Origin of the sequence: Curtobacterium sp. MCBD17_013 (genome assembly GCF_003234565.1) — a bacterium.
Taxonomy (GTDB): domain Bacteria; phylum Actinomycetota; class Actinomycetes; order Actinomycetales; family Microbacteriaceae; genus Curtobacterium.
On sequence record NZ_QKTU01000022.1, the window covers coordinates 1 to 15,756 of the forward strand.

The window sequence follows — 15,756 nt, forward strand, 5'->3', positions numbered from 1 at the left end:
GCCGATGACCGCCCCCGCTCCCGCTACCGCGACCAGACCCGGCGGATGCCCCAGCTGCCGGTCCACGCTTCGTCCGGTTCGAGCCAGCGCAGCCCCTCACCGCTGTTGAGGGCGTTCGCGGGCGCGGTCATCGGCTCGACCGCGAGCGCGAGCCCGACACCGTCGCCGCGGGGGAACTCGCGCGAGGTGAACACCTGCACGTAGGGGAACGAGGCGTCCTGCCAGAGTTCGACGCCGTCGCCGTCGGCCGCCCGGACGGTGGTCCGTCGCACGCCCTCGGCGTCGGCGGCGACGTCCGTGTACGCGGTGTCGAGGTCGCTCTCGCCCACGACGCGGCCACCCCGGAGGTCGAACGGCATCCCCTCGACCGACTCGGAGCCGTCCGGCACCTTGTGCTCGTCGGTCGTGAACCGGGTCGCGGCGTCCAGGGTGACGGTGAGTTCCTCGACGGGGGCGTCCCCCGCCCGCAGGTACGGGTGGTTGCCAACGGCGAACGGCGCACGGCGATCGGACCGGTTGACGATCTCGTGCGTGACGCGCAGGCCGTCGTCGACGAGTTCGTGGTGCACGCGGGTCTCGAGCAGGAACGGCCACCCGTGCTGCGGGTACACCGTCGCCTCCTGCACCAGCGTCGACTCGGTCTGCTCGACGACGCGGTAGGGCGCGTAGCGCAGGAGCCCGTGGCTGGCGTTGCCGTACTTCGGCTCGGTGACGTCGAGCTGCTGGGTCGTGCCGTCGAGCTGCCACGTCGCCCCGGCGACGCGGTTCGGCCACGGGACGAGGACGATCCCGCACGCGCCCGCGGGCATCTCGTGCGGACCGAACGACTCGGTGAGCGCGAACCCGTTCACGCTGAGCTGCCGGATGCCGGCCGCGACCTGGGTGATGTCGGCCTCGACGACACCGTCGGGCCCGGCGTGCCGCAGGTGGTACTGGCCGCCGGTGGGTGCTCCGCTCATGCGTGGTCCTCCTCGGGATCGTCCGCCACGAGCACCTGGACGCCCGCGGCACGGATGGGGGCGAGGTCGAACCCGCGCACGCCGGCGGTCACGAGGACGTCGACGCTGTCGAGGGCACCGACCACACCGATGTGGGACCGACCGAGCTTCGCCCCGTCGGCAACGACGACAGTACGCCGAGCCGCTCCGGCGAGCAGGCGCTTGACCTCGGTCTCCGGCAGGTTGACGTTCGTGACGCCGCGTTCGACGGACACGCCCGTGCAGCCGATGATCGCCAGGTCGGCGGCGATCATCGGGAGGACCGTGCCGACGAACGGGGAGACGAGCGAGTGCTGCAGGGGACGCAGCGTGCCGCCGGTCACGACGACCGTGAACCGGGGCACGGCCCGCTCGAGCACGAGCGCGTTCGTCAGGGAGTTCGTGACGACGGTGACGTCGGCGAGGTCGCGGCGGGCGACGAGTTCCTCGGCGACGGCGGCGGGCGTGGTGCCGACGTCGAGCACGACGCACTCCCCCGACCGGACGAGGGCAGCGGCGGCCCGGCCGATCGCCCGCTTCGCGGCGGCGTGCTCGACCGCGGTCTCCTCGTAGGGGCGTTCGTCGCGCCCGGGCTGCGCCGGGCGCAGGGCACCACCGTGCACACGTCGGATCCGGCCGGCGGCGTCGAGGGTCGCGAGGTCGGCGCGGACGGTCACCGCACTGGTCCCCACGGCGGCGGCGAGGTCGGCGGTCCGGACGAGGCCCGGTGCCTCCTCGACGAGTTCGACGATGCGGTCGTGGCGCAGAACGGCCGGCAGCGCGCTCGGCTCCGCCGCGTCGGGGTCCCGCTGCGACAGGTCGGTCATCGCACCAGTTTCGTCTGCTTCCGTTCCGTTTCGCAATCCTTCGTCCGGGAGTAGGGTTGCCCGGTGTCCACCGATGGGAAGGAACACCAGTGAGCGGGATCACCAAGCGGGCGACGACCCTCGCGGACGGTCGTGACCTCATCTACTTCGACGACGCGGACACGCAGCTGCCCGCCGAGCGTCGCATCGACGAGCGCGTGCTCGACCCGCGTCCCGCCACGGCGCACATGCGGCAGGACGTCCTGACGGGCGAGTGGGTGTCGATCGCCTCGGCTCGACAGAACCGCGCCTTCCTGCCGCCGGCCAACCTCGACCCGCTCGCGCCCCAGACGGACGAGAACCCGTCGGAGATCCCGAGCCGGTACGACGTCGCCGTCTTCGAGAACAAGTCACCCTCGTTCGGTCCCGACCTCGAGGCCGACGACGCACCACCGTCGGTGGCCGCGCTGTCCGAGGTCGGCCTCAACCGCACCTACCGGTCCGTCGGGCGCTGCGAGGTCGTCTGCTTCAGCCCGGAGACGAGCGGCTCGTTCGCGTCGATCACCGAGTCCCGCGCCCGGACCGTCGTCGAGGCGTGGGCCGACCGCACGGCCGCACTGTCCGCCATGCCGGGCATCGAGCAGGTGTTCCCGTTCGAGAACCGCGGCGAGGCGATCGGGGTCACGCTGCACCACCCCCACGGGCAGATCTACGCCTACCCCTACGTGACGCCCCGCACGCAGCGCCTCCTGGCGTCGATCGAGCGCTTCGGACCGGACCTGTTCGAGCAGCACCTGGCGAACGAGCGGGCGTCGGACCGGGTGGTCCTCGCGGGCGAGCACTTCACAGCGTTCGTGCCCTTCGCCGCCCGATGGCCGCTCGAGATCCACATGCTGCCGCACCGGCACGTCCCCGACTTCGCCGGCCTCACCGACGCCGAGAAGGACGAGCTCGCGCACATGCACCTGCGCCTGACACGGGCCCTCGACGCCCTCTACGACTCCCCCACGCCCTACATCGCGGCGTGGCACCAGGCGCCGGTGTCGATCGGCCGCGACGCCGTCCGGTTGATGCTGCAGATCACGTCGCCCCGGCGTGCCGAGACGAAGCTCAAGTACCTGGCCGGCAGCGAGGCCGCGATGGGCGCCTGGATCGGCGACGTCGTGCCCGAGGCCCAGGCCGAGTTCATCCGAGGAGGGATCGAACGCGTATGACCACCGACTTCCAGAGCGTCTTCGGCGCGGAGCCGACCACGCGGTACTCGGCACCGGGCCGGGTGAACCTGATCGGCGAGCACACCGACTACAACGACGGGTACGTCCTGCCGTTCGCGATCGACCGCCGTACCGTCGCCGACATCCGCGTGCGCGACGACCGGCTGCTCCGCGTCGCGTCGTCGTTCGACCCGGAGGGCGGCGTGCAGGAGCGCTCACTCGACGCGCTCGATCCCGCCGACATGGACGGCTGGTCGGCGTACGTGTTCGGTATCGCCTGGGCCCTGCAGGACCGGGGGGCGGACCTGTCCGGCGCGACAGGGCTCGACGTCTTCATCCACTCCGAGGTCCCGGTCGGGGCGGGGTTGTCGTCGAGCGCCGCGATCGAGTGCGGCGTCGCGCTGGCGTTCGACGAGCTGTGGGGCCTCGGCCTCGACCGGCAGGAGCTCGCGCGCGTCGGACAGTGGGCCGAGAACAAGGCGGTCGGGGCACCCACGGGCATCATGGACCAATCGGCGTCGCTGCTCGGCCGGCAGGACGCGGCCGTGTTCCTCGACTGTCGATCGCTCGAGGCAGAGGTCGTCGACCTCGGCTTCGACGCCGCGGGGCTCGAGCTGCTCGTCATCGACACGCACGTCCAGCACGCCCACGCCACCGGGGGCTACGCCGCACGTCGGGCGTCCTGCGAGCGGGGCGCCTCGGTGATGGGCGTGTCCGCGCTCCGCGACCTGTCCGTCGACGACCTCCCCCGCGCGCAGGAGCTCCTCGACGACGAGACCTTCCGCCGCGTCCGGCACGTCGTCACCGAGGACCAGCGTGTCCTCGACACCGTCCGCACGCTGCGCGAGCAGGGTCCACGCGCGATCGGCGACCTGCTCGTCGCGTCGCACGCGTCGATGCGCGACGACTTCGAGATCTCGGTCGCCGAACTCGACCTCGCAGTGGAGACCGCGCTCGAGCACGGCGCCGTCGGTGCCCGCATGACGGGGGGCGGGTTCGGTGGCGCCGCCATCGCGCTCGTCGATCGGGAGGCCCGGGGCACGATCGCGGACGCTGTCACCGCCGCCTTCGCCGCGGCCGGGCACTCCGCGCCCACCGTGTTCACCGTGCACGCCGACGAGGGTGCCCGGCACGACGCGTAGCGCCGGCGGTCGGGACGACGCTCCCACGGCGCCGACCAGCAGCGAGATCGAACCGCGCGATGCCGTTCGAACACGGGGATCCCGGTGTTCGAACGGCATCGGCGTGTTCGACGCCGACGGCCGGCGCGGCGAGCTCAGTGCCGGTGGCGCTCGGCGGCCTCGACGACGTTCTTCATGAGCATCGCCCGGGTCATCGGCCCGACGCCGCCCGGCACCGGCGACAGGAACCCGGCCACGGACGCCACGGCGGGGTCGACGTCGCCACGGAGCTTCGCCCGACCCGTCTCGGGGTCGACGACGCGGGTGATCCCGACGTCGATGACCGCCGCACCGGGGCGCACCCAGTCGGGCTGCACCAGACCCGCGACACCAGCGGCCGCGACGACGATGTCCGCCCGTCGGGTCTCCGCCGCGACGTCGGACGTGAGCGAGTGCGTCAGCGTGGCCGTCGCCTCGAGCCGGGTGAGGAGGAGCCCGAGGGGTCGTCCGACGGTCAGCCCCTGCCCGATGATCGTGACGTGCTGTCCTCGGATCGGGACGTCGTACGCGCGGAGCATCTCGACGATGCCGCGCGGCGTGCACGGGAGCGGCGCGTCGATCGTCCCCGCGCCTCCCGGCACCGCGAGCACGAGCTCACCGAGGTTCGTCGGGTGGAGGCCGTCGGCGTCCTTGTGCGGGTCCATGAGCTCGAGCATCGGCGTCGGGTCGATGCCCTCGGGCAGCGGGAGCTGCACGATGAACGCGGTGACCGCGGGGTCGTCGTTCATCTGCAGGATCGCCGCGCGGATGTCGGCCGCCGACGCCGTCGCGGGCAGGTCGATCCGCACCGACTCGATGCCGATCTCGGCCGAGTCACGGTGCTTGCCGGCCACGTAGGACAGCGAACCGGGGTTCTCGCCCACCAGGATCGTCCCGAGTCCGGGGCGCACGCCGTGCTCGTGCAGTCGTGCCACGCGGGTCCGGAGTTCGCCCCGAACGCGAGCGGCCAACGCGGCGCCGTCGACCCGGATCGCCGTGCCGTCGGCGTCGAAGCGGTCGCGCGGGAGCGGCGGCAGCTCGTGCTCCGCCGCCGTGCCGGTGTCGCTCACGCGTACAGCGGGAACGCGGCGGTCAGGGCCTTCACCCGGGCCGAGAGCGCGGCGATGTCCGGCTCCGGCATGAGCGTGGCCGCGATGACGTCCGCGACCTCGGTGAACTCCGCGTCGCCGAACCCGCGGGTGGCGAGGGCGGGCGTGCCGATCCGGACGCCCGAGGTCACCATCGGCGGCCGCGGGTCGAACGGCACGCTGTTGCGGTTCACGGTGATGCCGACCTCGTGGAGGAGGTCCTCGGCCTGCTTGCCGTCGACCTCGGACGCGCGCAGGTCGACGAGCACGAGGTGCACGTCGGTCCCGCCGGTCAGGACGTCGATGCCCGCTGCCTTGGCGTCGGGCTGCGTCAAGCGCTCGGCGAGGATCTTGGCGCCGCGGACGGTGCGCTCCTGGCGGTCCTTGAACTCGGGCTCGGCCGCGAGCTTGAACGCCGTGGCCTTCGCCGCGATGACGTGCATGAGCGGCCCGCCCTGCTGCCCGGGGAACACGGCCGAGTTGAGCTTCTTGAACAGCGATTCGTCGTTCGACAGGATCACGCCCGACCGCGGCCCGGCGAGGGTCTTGTGGACGGTCGAGGACACGACGTGCGCGTGCGGCAGCGGCGACGGGTGGAGGCCCGCGGCGACGAGCCCGGCGAAGTGCGCCATGTCGACCCAGAGCTTGGCGTCGACCTCGTCGGCGATCGCCCGGAACTTCGCGAAGTCGAGCTGCCGCGGGTACGCCGACCACCCGGCGATGATGACCTTCGGCCGGTGCTCGAGCGCCTTCGCGCGGATGTCGTCGTAGTCGACCTCGAAGGTCTCCGGGTCGACGCCGTAGGCCACCGCGTTGTAGAGCCGCCCCGAGAAGTTGAGCTTCATGCCGTGGGTGAGGTGCCCGCCGTGCGCGAGCTCGAGCCCGAGGATGGTGTCCCCGGCGGAGGCGAGCGCGTGCAGCACGGCCGCGTTCGCCTGGGCGCCGGAGTGCGGCTGGACGTTCGCGTACGCGGCGCCGAACAGCGCCTTCGCCCGGTCGATCGCCAGCTGCTCGGCGATGTCGACGAACTCGCATCCGCCGTAGTAGCGCTTGCCCGGGTAGCCCTCGGCGTACTTGTTCGTCAGGACGGAGCCCTGCGACTCGAGCACCGCGCGGGGCACGAAGTTCTCGGACGCGATCATCTCGAGGTAATCGCGCTGGCGCCCGAGCTCGAGCTCGAGGACCCGGGCGATCTCCGGGTCGACCTCGGCGAGCGGGGCGTTGAAGGTGGACGGCAGGCGGTCGGACGTGGCGGCGCTGGGCTCGGAGATGGACACGGTGGCTCCTCGTGGTCGTTCACGGAACGGTCGGGTCACGTGGCCCAGGCGTACGGCCGCGATCCGTGTCTGTTGCCGCTCCCCGATGGTGACCCATCCAACGCCAGTCGCGACAGCAGGGATCGTACCAAGGCAGGCCTCCCGGGCGCGAGGGCCGAGCCTGCACGAGCAGTGGGCGAAGCGACCGGGCGCGTGCGACCCTGGAGGGGTGACGATGCTCGAGCCCGACCTGGACGTCCGGGAGCGCACGCGCTCGGACGCGCCCTGGGTCGCGGTCGTGTGGGACGACCCGGTCAACCTCATGTCGTACGTGACGTACGTGTTCCAGACCTACTTCGGCTTCCCGCGACAGAAGGCCGAACGGCTCATGCGACAGGTGAACGACGAGGGCCGGGCGGTCGTCGCGCGCGGTCTGCGCGAGGAGATGGAGCGCCACGTCGAGGCCATGCACGGGTTCGGTCTGCAGGCGACGGTCGGCAGGGACGCCACGTGATCCCGTTCGTCCGACGTCGCGACGGCGTGCACCTGACGCTGTCGCGGGGCGAGCGCAGCGTGCTCGAGAGTCTGACGGCGCAGCTCATGCAGATCCTGCAGGGGGACCTGGCCGGTGATCCGGTCGCGCTGCGGCTGTTCCCCGTCGCGTACCCGGACGACCCCGAGGCGTCCGCGGAGTTCCGCCGCTACACGATCGTCGACCTGCAGACGCAGAAGGCCGAGAACGCCCGCATCGTGCACGACTGGTTGACCGGTCGCGCGTCGGGACCCTTCGACCGGGAGGCCGAACAGGCGTGGCTCCGCTGCCTCACCGACCTGCGGCTCACCGTCGCGGAGCGGCTCGGGATCACCGACCACGACCCGGACGACCCCGACGCCGATCCGGACGGTGTCGCGAGCGAGATCGGACTCCGCGACGTCTACGACTGGCTCGGCTACGTGCAGGAACACCTCGTCGTCACCCTGCAGGGGCACGGGGACTGAGCCCCACAATGGAAGTCTGCCTTGCAAGTCTGGCTTCCCAGGCGTAGCGTCGTCGCGTGACCGAGCGCAGCGCACCAGACATCGACCTCGCCGAGGCGCTCATCGCCGTGCACGGCCGGTTCCGTCGCACGCTCCTCGTCGCCAAGACCGACGAGATCTCGCCGACCCAGTCCGCCGTGATCGGCCGCCTGCTCCGCGACGGCCCGCAGACCACCGCGGACCTCGCCCGCGCCGAGGGCGTGCGCCCGCAGTCGATGGGTGCCACGATCGCGGGTCTCGTCGAACTTGGTCTCGCCGTCCGTGAGCCGCATCCCACGGACGGCCGGCGAGCGCTCGTCCAGCTCACCACCGCCGGCCGGGAAGCCCGTGCCGGTTCCCACGCGAGCCGCACGCGCCTCGTCGCGGACCGGCTCGCGGGCCTCCCGGCCGAGGACCGCGCCGCCGTCGAGCGCGCGATCGACGTGCTCGGGTCGCTCGTCGACCCCTGACGCGGGCGCCGCACCGCGCTCACGCCGTGGCTCCGCCGCCACCCCGCCCGCTCGCTCGCCGCACCTCCAGCTCGCCGTACCTCCCGCTCGCCGCACCTCCCGCTCGCCGCACCGACCGAAAGCCGCCGTCACGTCCGCGTCCACCGCATCCGTCCCCACCACCGGCCCCGCACGGCAGCGCCACCCCGGTTTCGGCCCGAAGCTCCTCGTCCCGGTGCTCGTCGGGCCGCTCCTCAACCCGATCAACACCACGATGGTGTCCGTCGCGCTCGCGCCGATCTCCCGCGACCTGGGCATCGGGTCCGCGCAGGCGATCTGGCTCGTCGCGGCGCTGTACCTCGCGAGCGCCGTCGCCCAGCCGTCGATGGGGAAGCTCGCTGACCGGTTCGGGCCGAAGAAGGTGTTCCTCACGGGGCTCGTCATCGTCGGCGTCGCCGGGTTCGTGCCCGAGTTCCTGACCGGGTTCGGGGGCGCCGTCACCGCTCGCGTGCTCATCGGCATCGGGACCTCGTCCGCCTACCCGGCCGCCCTGACCACACTCCGCCAGCAGTCCGAGCGCATCGGCAAGCCGACCCCGCCGCTCGTGCTCGGCGCGCTCTCGATCACGTCCCTGGTCTCCGCGGCCGCCGGGCCACCGCTCGGGGGCGCACTCATCGCCGCCTTCGGGTGGCACGCGATCTTCCTCGTCAACGTGCCACTCGCCGCCTTCGGGTTCGTCGTCGCGGGGCTGTGGCTGCCGTCCGACGCGTCGCGGCCCCGCCGCGACGACGGAGTGCCGGTGCTCACCGCGCTCGACCCCGCCGGCATGCTCCTCATGACCGGGACCGTGTCCGCGCTGCTCGTGTTCCTGCTCGACCTGTCCGACGGCCTCTGGTGGCTGCTCGGGGTCGCCGTCGCGCTGCTCGTGGCCCTCGTGCTCCGTGAGCTCCGGGCGGCCAAGCCGTTCATCGACGTCCGGCTCCTCGTCACGAACCGGGCGCTGAGCCGCACGTACATCCGGTTGTTCCTCGTCTACATGGTCGCGTACACGATGACCTACGGGTTCTCGCAGTGGGTGCAGGACGTCGCCGGCTACTCGAGCGACCAGGCCGGGTACATCCAGCTTCCCTCCGCCGTGATCGCCGGCGTCGTGTCGTTCCTCGTGGCGCGACGGACCCGCGTCCGGACGCCGCTCGTGATCGCAGCCACGGTCCCGGTCGTCGGCGGGCTGCTGCTCCTCGGCCTCCACGCCGACAGCCCGGTCTGGCTCATCGCCCTCGTGCCGACCATGTTCGGGGTGCCGCAGGGGCTCGCGTCGGTCTCGAACCAGGCGGCGCTGTACCGGCAGGTGCCCTCGTCGTACATCGGCACCGCGGCGGGTCTGTCCCGGACGAGCGTGTACATCGGGGCGATCGCCGCGTCGTCCCTCATCGGCGGTGTCTTCGGCGAGCGCCCCACCACGCCGGACCTGCACCTGCTCGGATGGGTGATCGTCGGCGTCGCACTGCTGCTGTCCGCACTGACGATCCTCGACCGGGCACTGCGGCGGGCGGATCGCAGCGCCGCGGGCTGACGCGGGGCGGACGTGCGCCGGGCCTCCCAGGCCGTCCGTTCGCCCCGATACGCTGAGCGGGTGACCGACCCGACCCACTGGACACTCACCCTCGTCTGCCAGGACCGCCCCGGGATCGTCCACGCGGTGAGCGGCGCCGTCGTCGCGGCCGAGGGGAACATCACCGAGTCGCAGCAGTTCTCGAGCGATGACACGAACACGTTCTTCATGCGGCTGCAGGTGCTCGCACCCGTCTCGCGCGCGGCGTTCGAGGCCGCGCTCGCCCCCGTGGTCGAGCGGTACGACATGACCGTGCAGCTCGACGTCGTCGGGCGCCCCCTGCGCACGCTCGTGCTCGTGTCGAAGGCCGGGCACTGCATGAACGACCTGCTGTACCGGCAGCGGAACGGGCAGCTCCCGATCGAGGTGCCCCTGGTGCTGTCGAACCACCCGGACCTCGGCGAGCTCGCCGCGTTCTACTCCGTGCCGTTCGAGCACCGCGCGGTCGTCGACGGGGCCAGCAAGCGTGCCATGGAGGCGCGGGTCCTCCAGGCCGTCGAGGAGCACGACATCGAGCTCGTCGTGCTCGCCCGCTACATGCAGATCCTCTCGCCCGAGCTGTGCGCCGCGCTCGCCGGCCGTGCGGTGAACATCCACCACTCGTTCCTGCCCGGGTTCAAGGGCGCCAACCCGTACCGGCAGGCCCACGCGCGGGGCGTCAAGCTCATCGGGGCGACGGCGCACTTCGTGACGAGCGACCTCGACGAGGGACCGATCATCGAGCAGAACGTCGTCCGGGTCGACCACTCCCGCACGCCGCAGCAGCTCGTGTCCATCGGACAGGACGAGGAATCGCGCACGCTGACCCAGGCCGTCCGCTGGATCGCCGAGGACCGCGTGCTCCTCGACGGCGGCTCCCGCACGATCATCTTCCGGTGAGCGACATGTCGAACCCACCGCAGTCCCCCGTCGACTGGGAGGACGTCGCACCGCCCGCAGCCGGCGCGGGCCACGCCGCCCCCGCTCCAGGCCGCGCCGCACCCGCCGCGGGCCGCACGTCGGCGGCGGGGGCTCCCCGAGCCTCCCGGCCGCGCCGCCGCGTCGACGTCTGGACGGTCGTCCGGGTGGCCGTCATGGTGTTCGGCCTGTTCTCGCTCGCCTACTGGGGCTACATCTCGTGGGCCTTCCCGAGCCCCGCCGTCGTGTTCATGGTCGGGGCACCGGTGTTCGCCGCACTCGTGTGGTTCTTCTTCCGCTCGCCGCGGTCCCCGATCCCGACGGACGCGGTCGGCAAGATGATCGTCGAGGTCGCGCTCATCGTCGCCGCGGGCGGCGCCTGGCTCTCCATCGGCCGGCCGTGGGTCGGACTCGTGTTCATCGTCGTCGCCGCGGTGTCGGGCATCGTCGTCGGTCGCCGGGAGACCGCACCGTGACCGGCCGGGAGGCCCGGACCACGCTCCTCCGCGCCGCTCGCGCGGTCGACGTGTCCGGGATCGTCGAGGACCCGTGGCTGCTGCTCGACGGCGACACGATCCGAGCGACGGGCAGCGGACCGGACGCCCCCGCAGCGGAGGAGGTCGTCGACCTCGGCACGGCCACGATCACGCCCGGGTTCGTCGACCTCCACGGGCACGGTGGGGGCGGCGGCGCCTACGACCACCCGGACCAGATCCCGACCGGCCTGGCCGTCCACCGTGCACACGGCACGACGCGGTCGGTGATCAGCCTCGTGGCGAACCCCGTGCCGGTGCTCGTCGACCACCTCACCGCGATCCGCGCGCTCGCCGCCCGGGACCCGCTCGTGCTCGGCGCGCACCTCGAGGGACCGTTCCTGTCGCCCGACAACCGCGGCGCACACCACCCCGCGTACCTGGTCCCCCCGGATCCGGACGCCGTCGCCGCGCTGCTCACCGCGGGCGAGGGGGTCCTGCGCCAGATCACGATCGCGCCGGAACTGCCCGGCGCCGAGCGGGCGATCCCCGCCGTCGTGGAGGCCGGGGTCGTCGCCGCGGTCGGGCACACCACGGCGGACCACGCGACCGCGCAGCGGGCCTTCGACCTCGGTGCCTCGATGCTCACCCACGCCTTCAACGCCATGCCGGGGATCCACCACCGTGCCCCCGGGCCGATCTCGGCCGCGATCGCCGACGACCGTGTGACGCTCGAGCTCATCCTCGACGGCGTCCACGTCGCGCCGGCGGTCGCGCGGATCCTGCTCCGCGCCGCCCCCGGCCGTGTCGCCCTGATCACCGACGCGATGGCGGCCGCCGGCTCCCCCGACGGCGACTACATGCTCGGCGACCTGGGGGTGCGGGTGACCGACGGCGTCGCGCACGTGGCCGGCTCGGACACCATCGCCGGATCGACGCTGACGCAGGACGCCGCCCTCCGCATCGCCCTGACGCAGACCGACGTGTCGCTCGTCGATGCCGTCGCGGCACTCACGGCCGTCCCCGCGAGTGCCATCGGCGAGGGGGAGCGCCTGGGCCGACTGGCACCCGGGTACGCGGCCGACGTCGTCGCGTTCCGCGGGGACTGGACCGTCGCGGGGGTGTGGGCTGCGGGGGTGCCGGTGGCCGGGGCCTCCGCCGACTGACGGTCAGCCGGCCAGGAGCGCCCGGGCGCGCGACGCCGCACCGAGCGCCACCGCGTCGCTGCCCAGCCGGGCCCGCTCGACCCGGACGACGGCGCCGCTGACGGGGGGTTCGGCCTCGAGTGCCCGGCGCATCGGCGGCTCGAGCAACGCCCACGCGGCGGACACCCCGCCGCCGATGACGACGGTCCGGACGTCGAGGATCCCCGCGGTCAGGAGGATCGCCCGCGCGAGCCCCCACCCGGCGGCGTCGAACACCGCACGGGCGTCGGCGTCGCCGGCCTCGGCAGCGGCGGCGACCTCGTGCGCGTGGCGGGCCCAGCCCGTGCGCTCGGCGTAGCGCGCGCTGATGCTCCGTGCGGACGCCAGGGTCTCGAGGTGCCCGCGCTGCCCGCAGGTGCACCGGGCGTCGCCGAACCCCGGGACGTGACCGATCTCGCCGGCGGCACCACCGGGCCCGTCGTACAGCTCGCCCGCCAGGATGAGTGCGCCGCCGACCCCGGTGCCGAGCGTCATGCCGAGCACGTCCCGCTCCCCCGCCACGGCGCCGGCCGAGACCTCGCCGCGGAGGAACGCGTTCACGTCGTTGTCGAGGGTCGCCGGGACGCCGAGCGCGGCCTCGATCGCTGCGGTCACCCCGAAGCCGGCCCAGCCGGTGAACGAGTCGCCGGTCACGAGCACGGTGCCGCTCGCCGCGTCGACGACACCGGCCGCGCCCACCCCGACGCCGATGAGCGTGCCGTGCTCCCGCGTGAGCAAGGCGCCCACCGCCGCGACCGCCGCGCGGACGATCGCAGCGCCGCCGTCGTGCGCCGGTGTCGGGACGTCGGTCCGGTCGAGCACCACGAGGTCCTCGGTGCACAGCAGCACCTTCGTGTTCGTGCCGCCGACGTCGATCCCGGCGAGCAGGCGACGTGGCGCATCGGTCGGGAGGGCCGGGGCCGCGGTGTCCGTGCGGCTCACGCGCGTTCCCCCGGGACCGGTCCTCCGGAGCCGGCGGCGAGCGCCGCCTGTCGCTCCGACCGTCGGCGGCGCTGGAGCACGGGGTCCGGGACCGGCACGGCCGCGAGGAGCCGGCGCGTGTAGTCGGTCTCGGGGTGCAGCAGCGTCCGGCCGGTCGGGCCCTGCTCCTCGATCCGCCCGCCGCGCATGACGACGACCCGTGCGGCGAAGTGCTGCACGACGGCGAGGTCGTGCGACACGAACAGGCACGCGAACCCGAGGTCGTGCTGCAGGTCGGTGATGACCTCGAGCACGGCCTCCTGCACGCTGACGTCGAGGGCACTCGTCGGTTCGTCGGCCACGAGGAGCTTCGGCCCGAGCACGAGGGCCCGGGCGAGACTGACGCGCTGCCGTTGTCCTCCCGAGAGCTCGCGCGGAGCGCGTCCGGCCAGGGCACGGGGCAGCCGGACGGCGTCGAGGGCCTCGGCGACGAGGCGGTCCCGTTCGGCACCACCCATGCCCCGGCGGTGGACGCGGAGCGGCTCGGCGATGCACTCGCCGACCGCCATCCGGGCGTCGAGCGACGCGACCGGGTCCTGGAGGACCACCCCGATCCCGCCCTGGAGGGCCCGTCGTGCACGCCCTCGCGTCCGGAGGAGGTCCTGGCCGAAGAGCGCGACGGTCCCGGAGGTGGGCAGCACGAGACCGAGCGCCACGCGCGCCGCGGTCGACTTGCCCGACCCGGACTCGCCGACGAGGCCCACGGTCTCCCCCGCGTGCACGCGGATGTCGACCCCGGCGAGGGCCTGCACGGCGCGGCGGCCACGACCGAAGGCGACCCCGACGTCCCGCAGGTCGACCACCGGAGGCGTGCCGTCCCTCCCGACCGTCGACGGGTCGTCGGGGACGGGCGCGGGCCGGTCCGGATCCGCCACGAGGAGCCGCGGCACGGCGGCGAGGAGCCGCTTCGTGTACTCGTGCTCCGGTCGGAGGAGGACCTCCTCGACGCTGCCGGTCTCGACGATCTCGCCGTGGAGCATGACGGCGACGCGGTCGGCGAAGTCGGCGACGACACCCATGTTGTGTGTGACGAGCAGCACCCCGGTGCCGGTGTCGACGGCGAGGCGGCGGAGCAGTTCCAGGATCTCGGCCTGGACGGTCACGTCGAGTGCGGTGGTCGGTTCGTCGGCGATGAGGAGCCGCGGTTCGTTCGCGATGGCCATCGCGATGACGACGCGCTGCCGCTGGCCGCCCGACAGCTGGAACGGGAACGCGGAGGCGCGCTGCTCGGGGTCGGGGATGCCGACGCGGCGGAGCAGGTCGACGGCCTCGCGAGCGGCGTCGGCCGCCGTGACCTGCCGGTGGTTGCGGATCACCTCGGCGATCTGGGTGCCGATCCGGGTGAGCGGGTCGAGTGCGGTCGCGGGTTCCTGGAAGACCATCGACACCGTCCGGCCACGGAGTGCCGCGAGCGACGGCTCGGATGCGCCGACGACGTCGGTCCCGCCGACCGCGGCTCGGCCGCTCGGCGTGGCGTTCGGGGCGAGCAGGCCCATCGCGGCGAGCGCGATCGTGGACTTGCCCGATCCGGACTCGCCGACGAGAGCGAGCGTCTCGCCCGGCCGGACCTGGAGGGACACCCCGCGCACCGCGGGCACGGCGCCGGTCTCGGTGGCGAAGGTGACGTCGAGGTTCTCGACGTCGAGGATCGGCACGGTCGTCTGGGTGGTCGTCGGCATCAGCCGCGTCCTCTCGCGTCGAAGGCGTCCCGGAGCCCGTCGCCGATCGCGTTGAACGCGCAGACGACGAGGATCACGGCGAGGCCGGGCGGCAGGATGAGCCACCACCGGCCCGAGTACGCGGCGGTGAGGCCCGCCGAGAGCATGCCACCCCAGTCGGTCGCGGGTGGCTGCACGCCGAGGCCGAGGTAGGACACGTAGGCGACGAGGAGGATCGCGTCGGCCACCTGGAACGTCGCGGCGACGACGATCGTCGACACGGAGTTCGGGAGCACGTGACGCATGACGGCGCGGGCGTGCGTGCCGCCGATCGCCCGGAGTGTCAGGACGTAGTCGCGGTTCTTGAGCGTCAGGGTCTCGGCTCGGATGAGGCGCGACGGCACGAGCCACGACACGAGGCCGAGGATCACGATGAGCCCGAGGACGTCCGGCGTCGAGATCGCCGAGATGACGAGCAGGATGAACAGCGCGGGGATGGCGATGCCGGCGTCGACGACGCGCATCATGACCGCGTCGACCCATCCGCCCGCGTACCCGGCGATCGCACCCCAGAGCGTGCCGATGACCGTGGCGAGCAGCCCGGCGGCGAGACCGACGAGGAGCGACACGGTCCCGCCGTACATGAGGCGACCGAGCTCGTCGTGGCCCACGGCGTCGGTGCCGAGCAGGTGTGCGCCGCCAGGCCGGAGGTTCGCCTGCGACAGCGTGGTGTGCGTCTGGTCGGTCGGGTACACGAGTGGGCCCACGAAGCAGAACAGCACGAACAGGACGACCACGACGAGGCCGACGACCGCGAGCCGGTTGCGGAGGAACCGGCGCAGCGCGATCCGGAAGCCGGTGGCACCGACGACCTCGACGGCGGGCCCGGCGGCGGAGTCCGGGCTCAGTGGCGTCTGCCCGGGTTGGAGGACGGCGCTCATGCGGGACCTGCCTTGCTTCGGGGGTTCGGGGACCGGTCGCCGG

Annotated in this window: 16 protein-coding genes and 1 riboswitch; of the genes, 9 read left to right on the forward strand and 7 right to left on the reverse strand. The window is 73.2% G+C overall.

Features of this window, described 5'->3' with window-relative positions:
• Nucleotides 1-23: 23 nt before the first annotated feature.
• Both DEI81_RS14850 and DEI81_RS14855 read right to left on the reverse strand, forming a co-directional pair.
• Nucleotides 24-959, reverse strand: a complete 936-nt coding sequence (locus DEI81_RS14850) for an aldose 1-epimerase family protein (protein WP_111011511.1) — start codon at nucleotides 957-959, stop codon at nucleotides 24-26.
• Nucleotides 956-1,804: a DeoR/GlpR family DNA-binding transcription regulator gene (locus DEI81_RS14855; RefSeq protein ID WP_111011512.1), complete on the reverse strand. Its 849-nt coding sequence runs from the start codon at nucleotides 1,802-1,804 to the stop codon at nucleotides 956-958. The genes DEI81_RS14850 and DEI81_RS14855 overlap by 4 nt, the downstream gene beginning before the upstream one ends.
• Nucleotides 1,805-1,893: 89 nt before the next feature.
• On the opposite strand from DEI81_RS14855, the gene galT reads away from it, so the two are divergent.
• Nucleotides 1,894-2,997, forward strand: coding sequence for a galactose-1-phosphate uridylyltransferase (galT, locus tag DEI81_RS14860; RefSeq protein ID WP_111011513.1), 1,104 nt, complete (start codon nucleotides 1,894-1,896; stop codon nucleotides 2,995-2,997).
• Nucleotides 2,994-4,139, forward strand: coding sequence for a galactokinase (gene galK / locus DEI81_RS14865; RefSeq protein ID WP_111011514.1), 1,146 nt, complete (start codon nucleotides 2,994-2,996; stop codon nucleotides 4,137-4,139). Before galT ends, galK begins: the two co-directional genes overlap by 4 nt.
• A gap of 134 nt (nucleotides 4,140-4,273) precedes the next feature.
• Here galK and DEI81_RS14870 read toward each other — a convergent pair whose 3' ends face one another.
• Nucleotides 4,274-5,194: a bifunctional methylenetetrahydrofolate dehydrogenase/methenyltetrahydrofolate cyclohydrolase gene (locus tag DEI81_RS14870; RefSeq protein WP_111011536.1), complete on the reverse strand. Its 921-nt coding sequence runs from the start codon at nucleotides 5,192-5,194 to the stop codon at nucleotides 4,274-4,276.
• Nucleotides 5,195-5,223: 29 nt separating this feature from the next.
• Nucleotides 5,224-6,522 carry a serine hydroxymethyltransferase gene (glyA, locus tag DEI81_RS14875; RefSeq protein ID WP_284158458.1) on the reverse strand — a complete coding sequence of 433 codons (1,299 nt, stop codon included), beginning with the start codon at nucleotides 6,520-6,522 and terminating at the stop codon, nucleotides 5,224-5,226.
• Nucleotides 6,523-6,557: 35 nt separating this feature from the next.
• Nucleotides 6,558-6,643: riboswitch (ZMP/ZTP riboswitch) on the reverse strand.
• Between the two features lie 93 nt (nucleotides 6,644-6,736).
• Here glyA and clpS point away from each other — a divergent pair.
• The 7 genes from clpS (at nucleotide 6,737) to nagA (ending at nucleotide 12,115) form a co-directional block, all read left to right on the forward strand.
• Nucleotides 6,737-7,015, forward strand: coding sequence for an ATP-dependent Clp protease adapter ClpS (gene clpS, locus DEI81_RS14880; RefSeq protein ID WP_111011538.1), 279 nt, complete (start codon nucleotides 6,737-6,739; stop codon nucleotides 7,013-7,015).
• Nucleotides 7,012-7,500, forward strand: a complete 489-nt coding sequence (locus DEI81_RS14885) for a DUF2017 family protein (RefSeq protein ID WP_111011515.1) — start codon at nucleotides 7,012-7,014, stop codon at nucleotides 7,498-7,500. The genes clpS and DEI81_RS14885 overlap by 4 nt, the downstream gene beginning before the upstream one ends.
• 56 nt (nucleotides 7,501-7,556) lie before the next feature.
• Nucleotides 7,557-7,988, forward strand: coding sequence for a MarR family winged helix-turn-helix transcriptional regulator (locus DEI81_RS14890; RefSeq protein WP_111011516.1), 432 nt, complete (start codon nucleotides 7,557-7,559; stop codon nucleotides 7,986-7,988).
• A gap of 214 nt (nucleotides 7,989-8,202) precedes the next feature.
• Nucleotides 8,203-9,540: an MFS transporter gene (locus DEI81_RS14895; RefSeq protein WP_111011517.1), complete on the forward strand. Its 1,338-nt coding sequence runs from the start codon at nucleotides 8,203-8,205 to the stop codon at nucleotides 9,538-9,540.
• A 60-nt stretch (nucleotides 9,541-9,600) separates the two neighbouring features.
• The gene (gene purU / locus DEI81_RS14900; protein ID WP_111011518.1) at nucleotides 9,601-10,458 is read left to right on the forward strand and encodes a formyltetrahydrofolate deformylase; all 858 of its coding nucleotides are present in this window, start codon (nucleotides 9,601-9,603) and stop codon (nucleotides 10,456-10,458) included.
• Nucleotides 10,459-10,463: 5 nt separating this feature from the next.
• Nucleotides 10,464-10,952, forward strand: coding sequence for a YrdB family protein (locus DEI81_RS16070; protein ID WP_258368780.1), 489 nt, complete (start codon nucleotides 10,464-10,466; stop codon nucleotides 10,950-10,952).
• Complete coding sequence (gene nagA / locus DEI81_RS14915) at nucleotides 10,949-12,115, forward strand: N-acetylglucosamine-6-phosphate deacetylase (RefSeq protein ID WP_111011520.1); 1,167 nt, start codon at nucleotides 10,949-10,951, stop codon at nucleotides 12,113-12,115. The genes DEI81_RS16070 and nagA overlap by 4 nt, the downstream gene beginning before the upstream one ends.
• A gap of 3 nt (nucleotides 12,116-12,118) precedes the next feature.
• Here the strand turns inward: nagA and DEI81_RS14920 are convergent, their stop codons facing one another.
• The 3 genes from DEI81_RS14920 to DEI81_RS14930 are packed head-to-tail and all read right to left on the reverse strand — an operon-like array spanning nucleotide 12,119 to nucleotide 15,713.
• The gene (locus tag DEI81_RS14920) at nucleotides 12,119-13,075 is read right to left on the reverse strand and encodes an ROK family protein (protein WP_220035699.1); all 957 of its coding nucleotides are present in this window, start codon (nucleotides 13,073-13,075) and stop codon (nucleotides 12,119-12,121) included.
• Nucleotides 13,072-14,793, reverse strand: coding sequence for an ABC transporter ATP-binding protein (locus tag DEI81_RS14925; RefSeq protein ID WP_111011521.1), 1,722 nt, complete (start codon nucleotides 14,791-14,793; stop codon nucleotides 13,072-13,074). The genes DEI81_RS14920 and DEI81_RS14925 overlap by 4 nt, the downstream gene beginning before the upstream one ends.
• The gene (locus DEI81_RS14930; protein WP_111011522.1) at nucleotides 14,793-15,713 is read right to left on the reverse strand and encodes an ABC transporter permease; all 921 of its coding nucleotides are present in this window, start codon (nucleotides 15,711-15,713) and stop codon (nucleotides 14,793-14,795) included. Before DEI81_RS14930 ends, DEI81_RS14925 begins: the two co-directional genes overlap by 1 nt.
• Between the last annotated feature and the right edge of the window lie 43 nt (nucleotides 15,714-15,756).

Bases quoted from the DNA above. Each gene is read 5' to 3' on its own strand.
- DEI81_RS14850 (WP_111011511.1), bottom strand. From the start codon at position 959: ATGAGCGGAGCACCCACCGGCGGCCAGTACCACCTGCGGCACGCCGGG.
- DEI81_RS14855 (WP_111011512.1), bottom strand. From the start codon at position 1,804: ATGACCGACCTGTCGCAGCGGGACCCCGACGCGGCGGAGCCGAGCGCG.
- galK (WP_111011514.1), top strand. From the start codon at position 2,994: ATGACCACCGACTTCCAGAGCGTCTTCGGCGCGGAGCCGACCACGCGG.
- clpS (WP_111011538.1), top strand. From the start codon at position 6,737: ATGCTCGAGCCCGACCTGGACGTCCGGGAGCGCACGCGCTCGGACGCG.
- DEI81_RS16070 (WP_258368780.1), top strand. From the start codon at position 10,464: ATGTCGAACCCACCGCAGTCCCCCGTCGACTGGGAGGACGTCGCACCG.
- DEI81_RS14925 (WP_111011521.1), bottom strand. From the start codon at position 14,793: ATGCCGACGACCACCCAGACGACCGTGCCGATCCTCGACGTCGAGAAC.
- DEI81_RS14930 (WP_111011522.1), bottom strand. From the start codon at position 15,713: ATGAGCGCCGTCCTCCAACCCGGGCAGACGCCACTGAGCCCGGACTCC.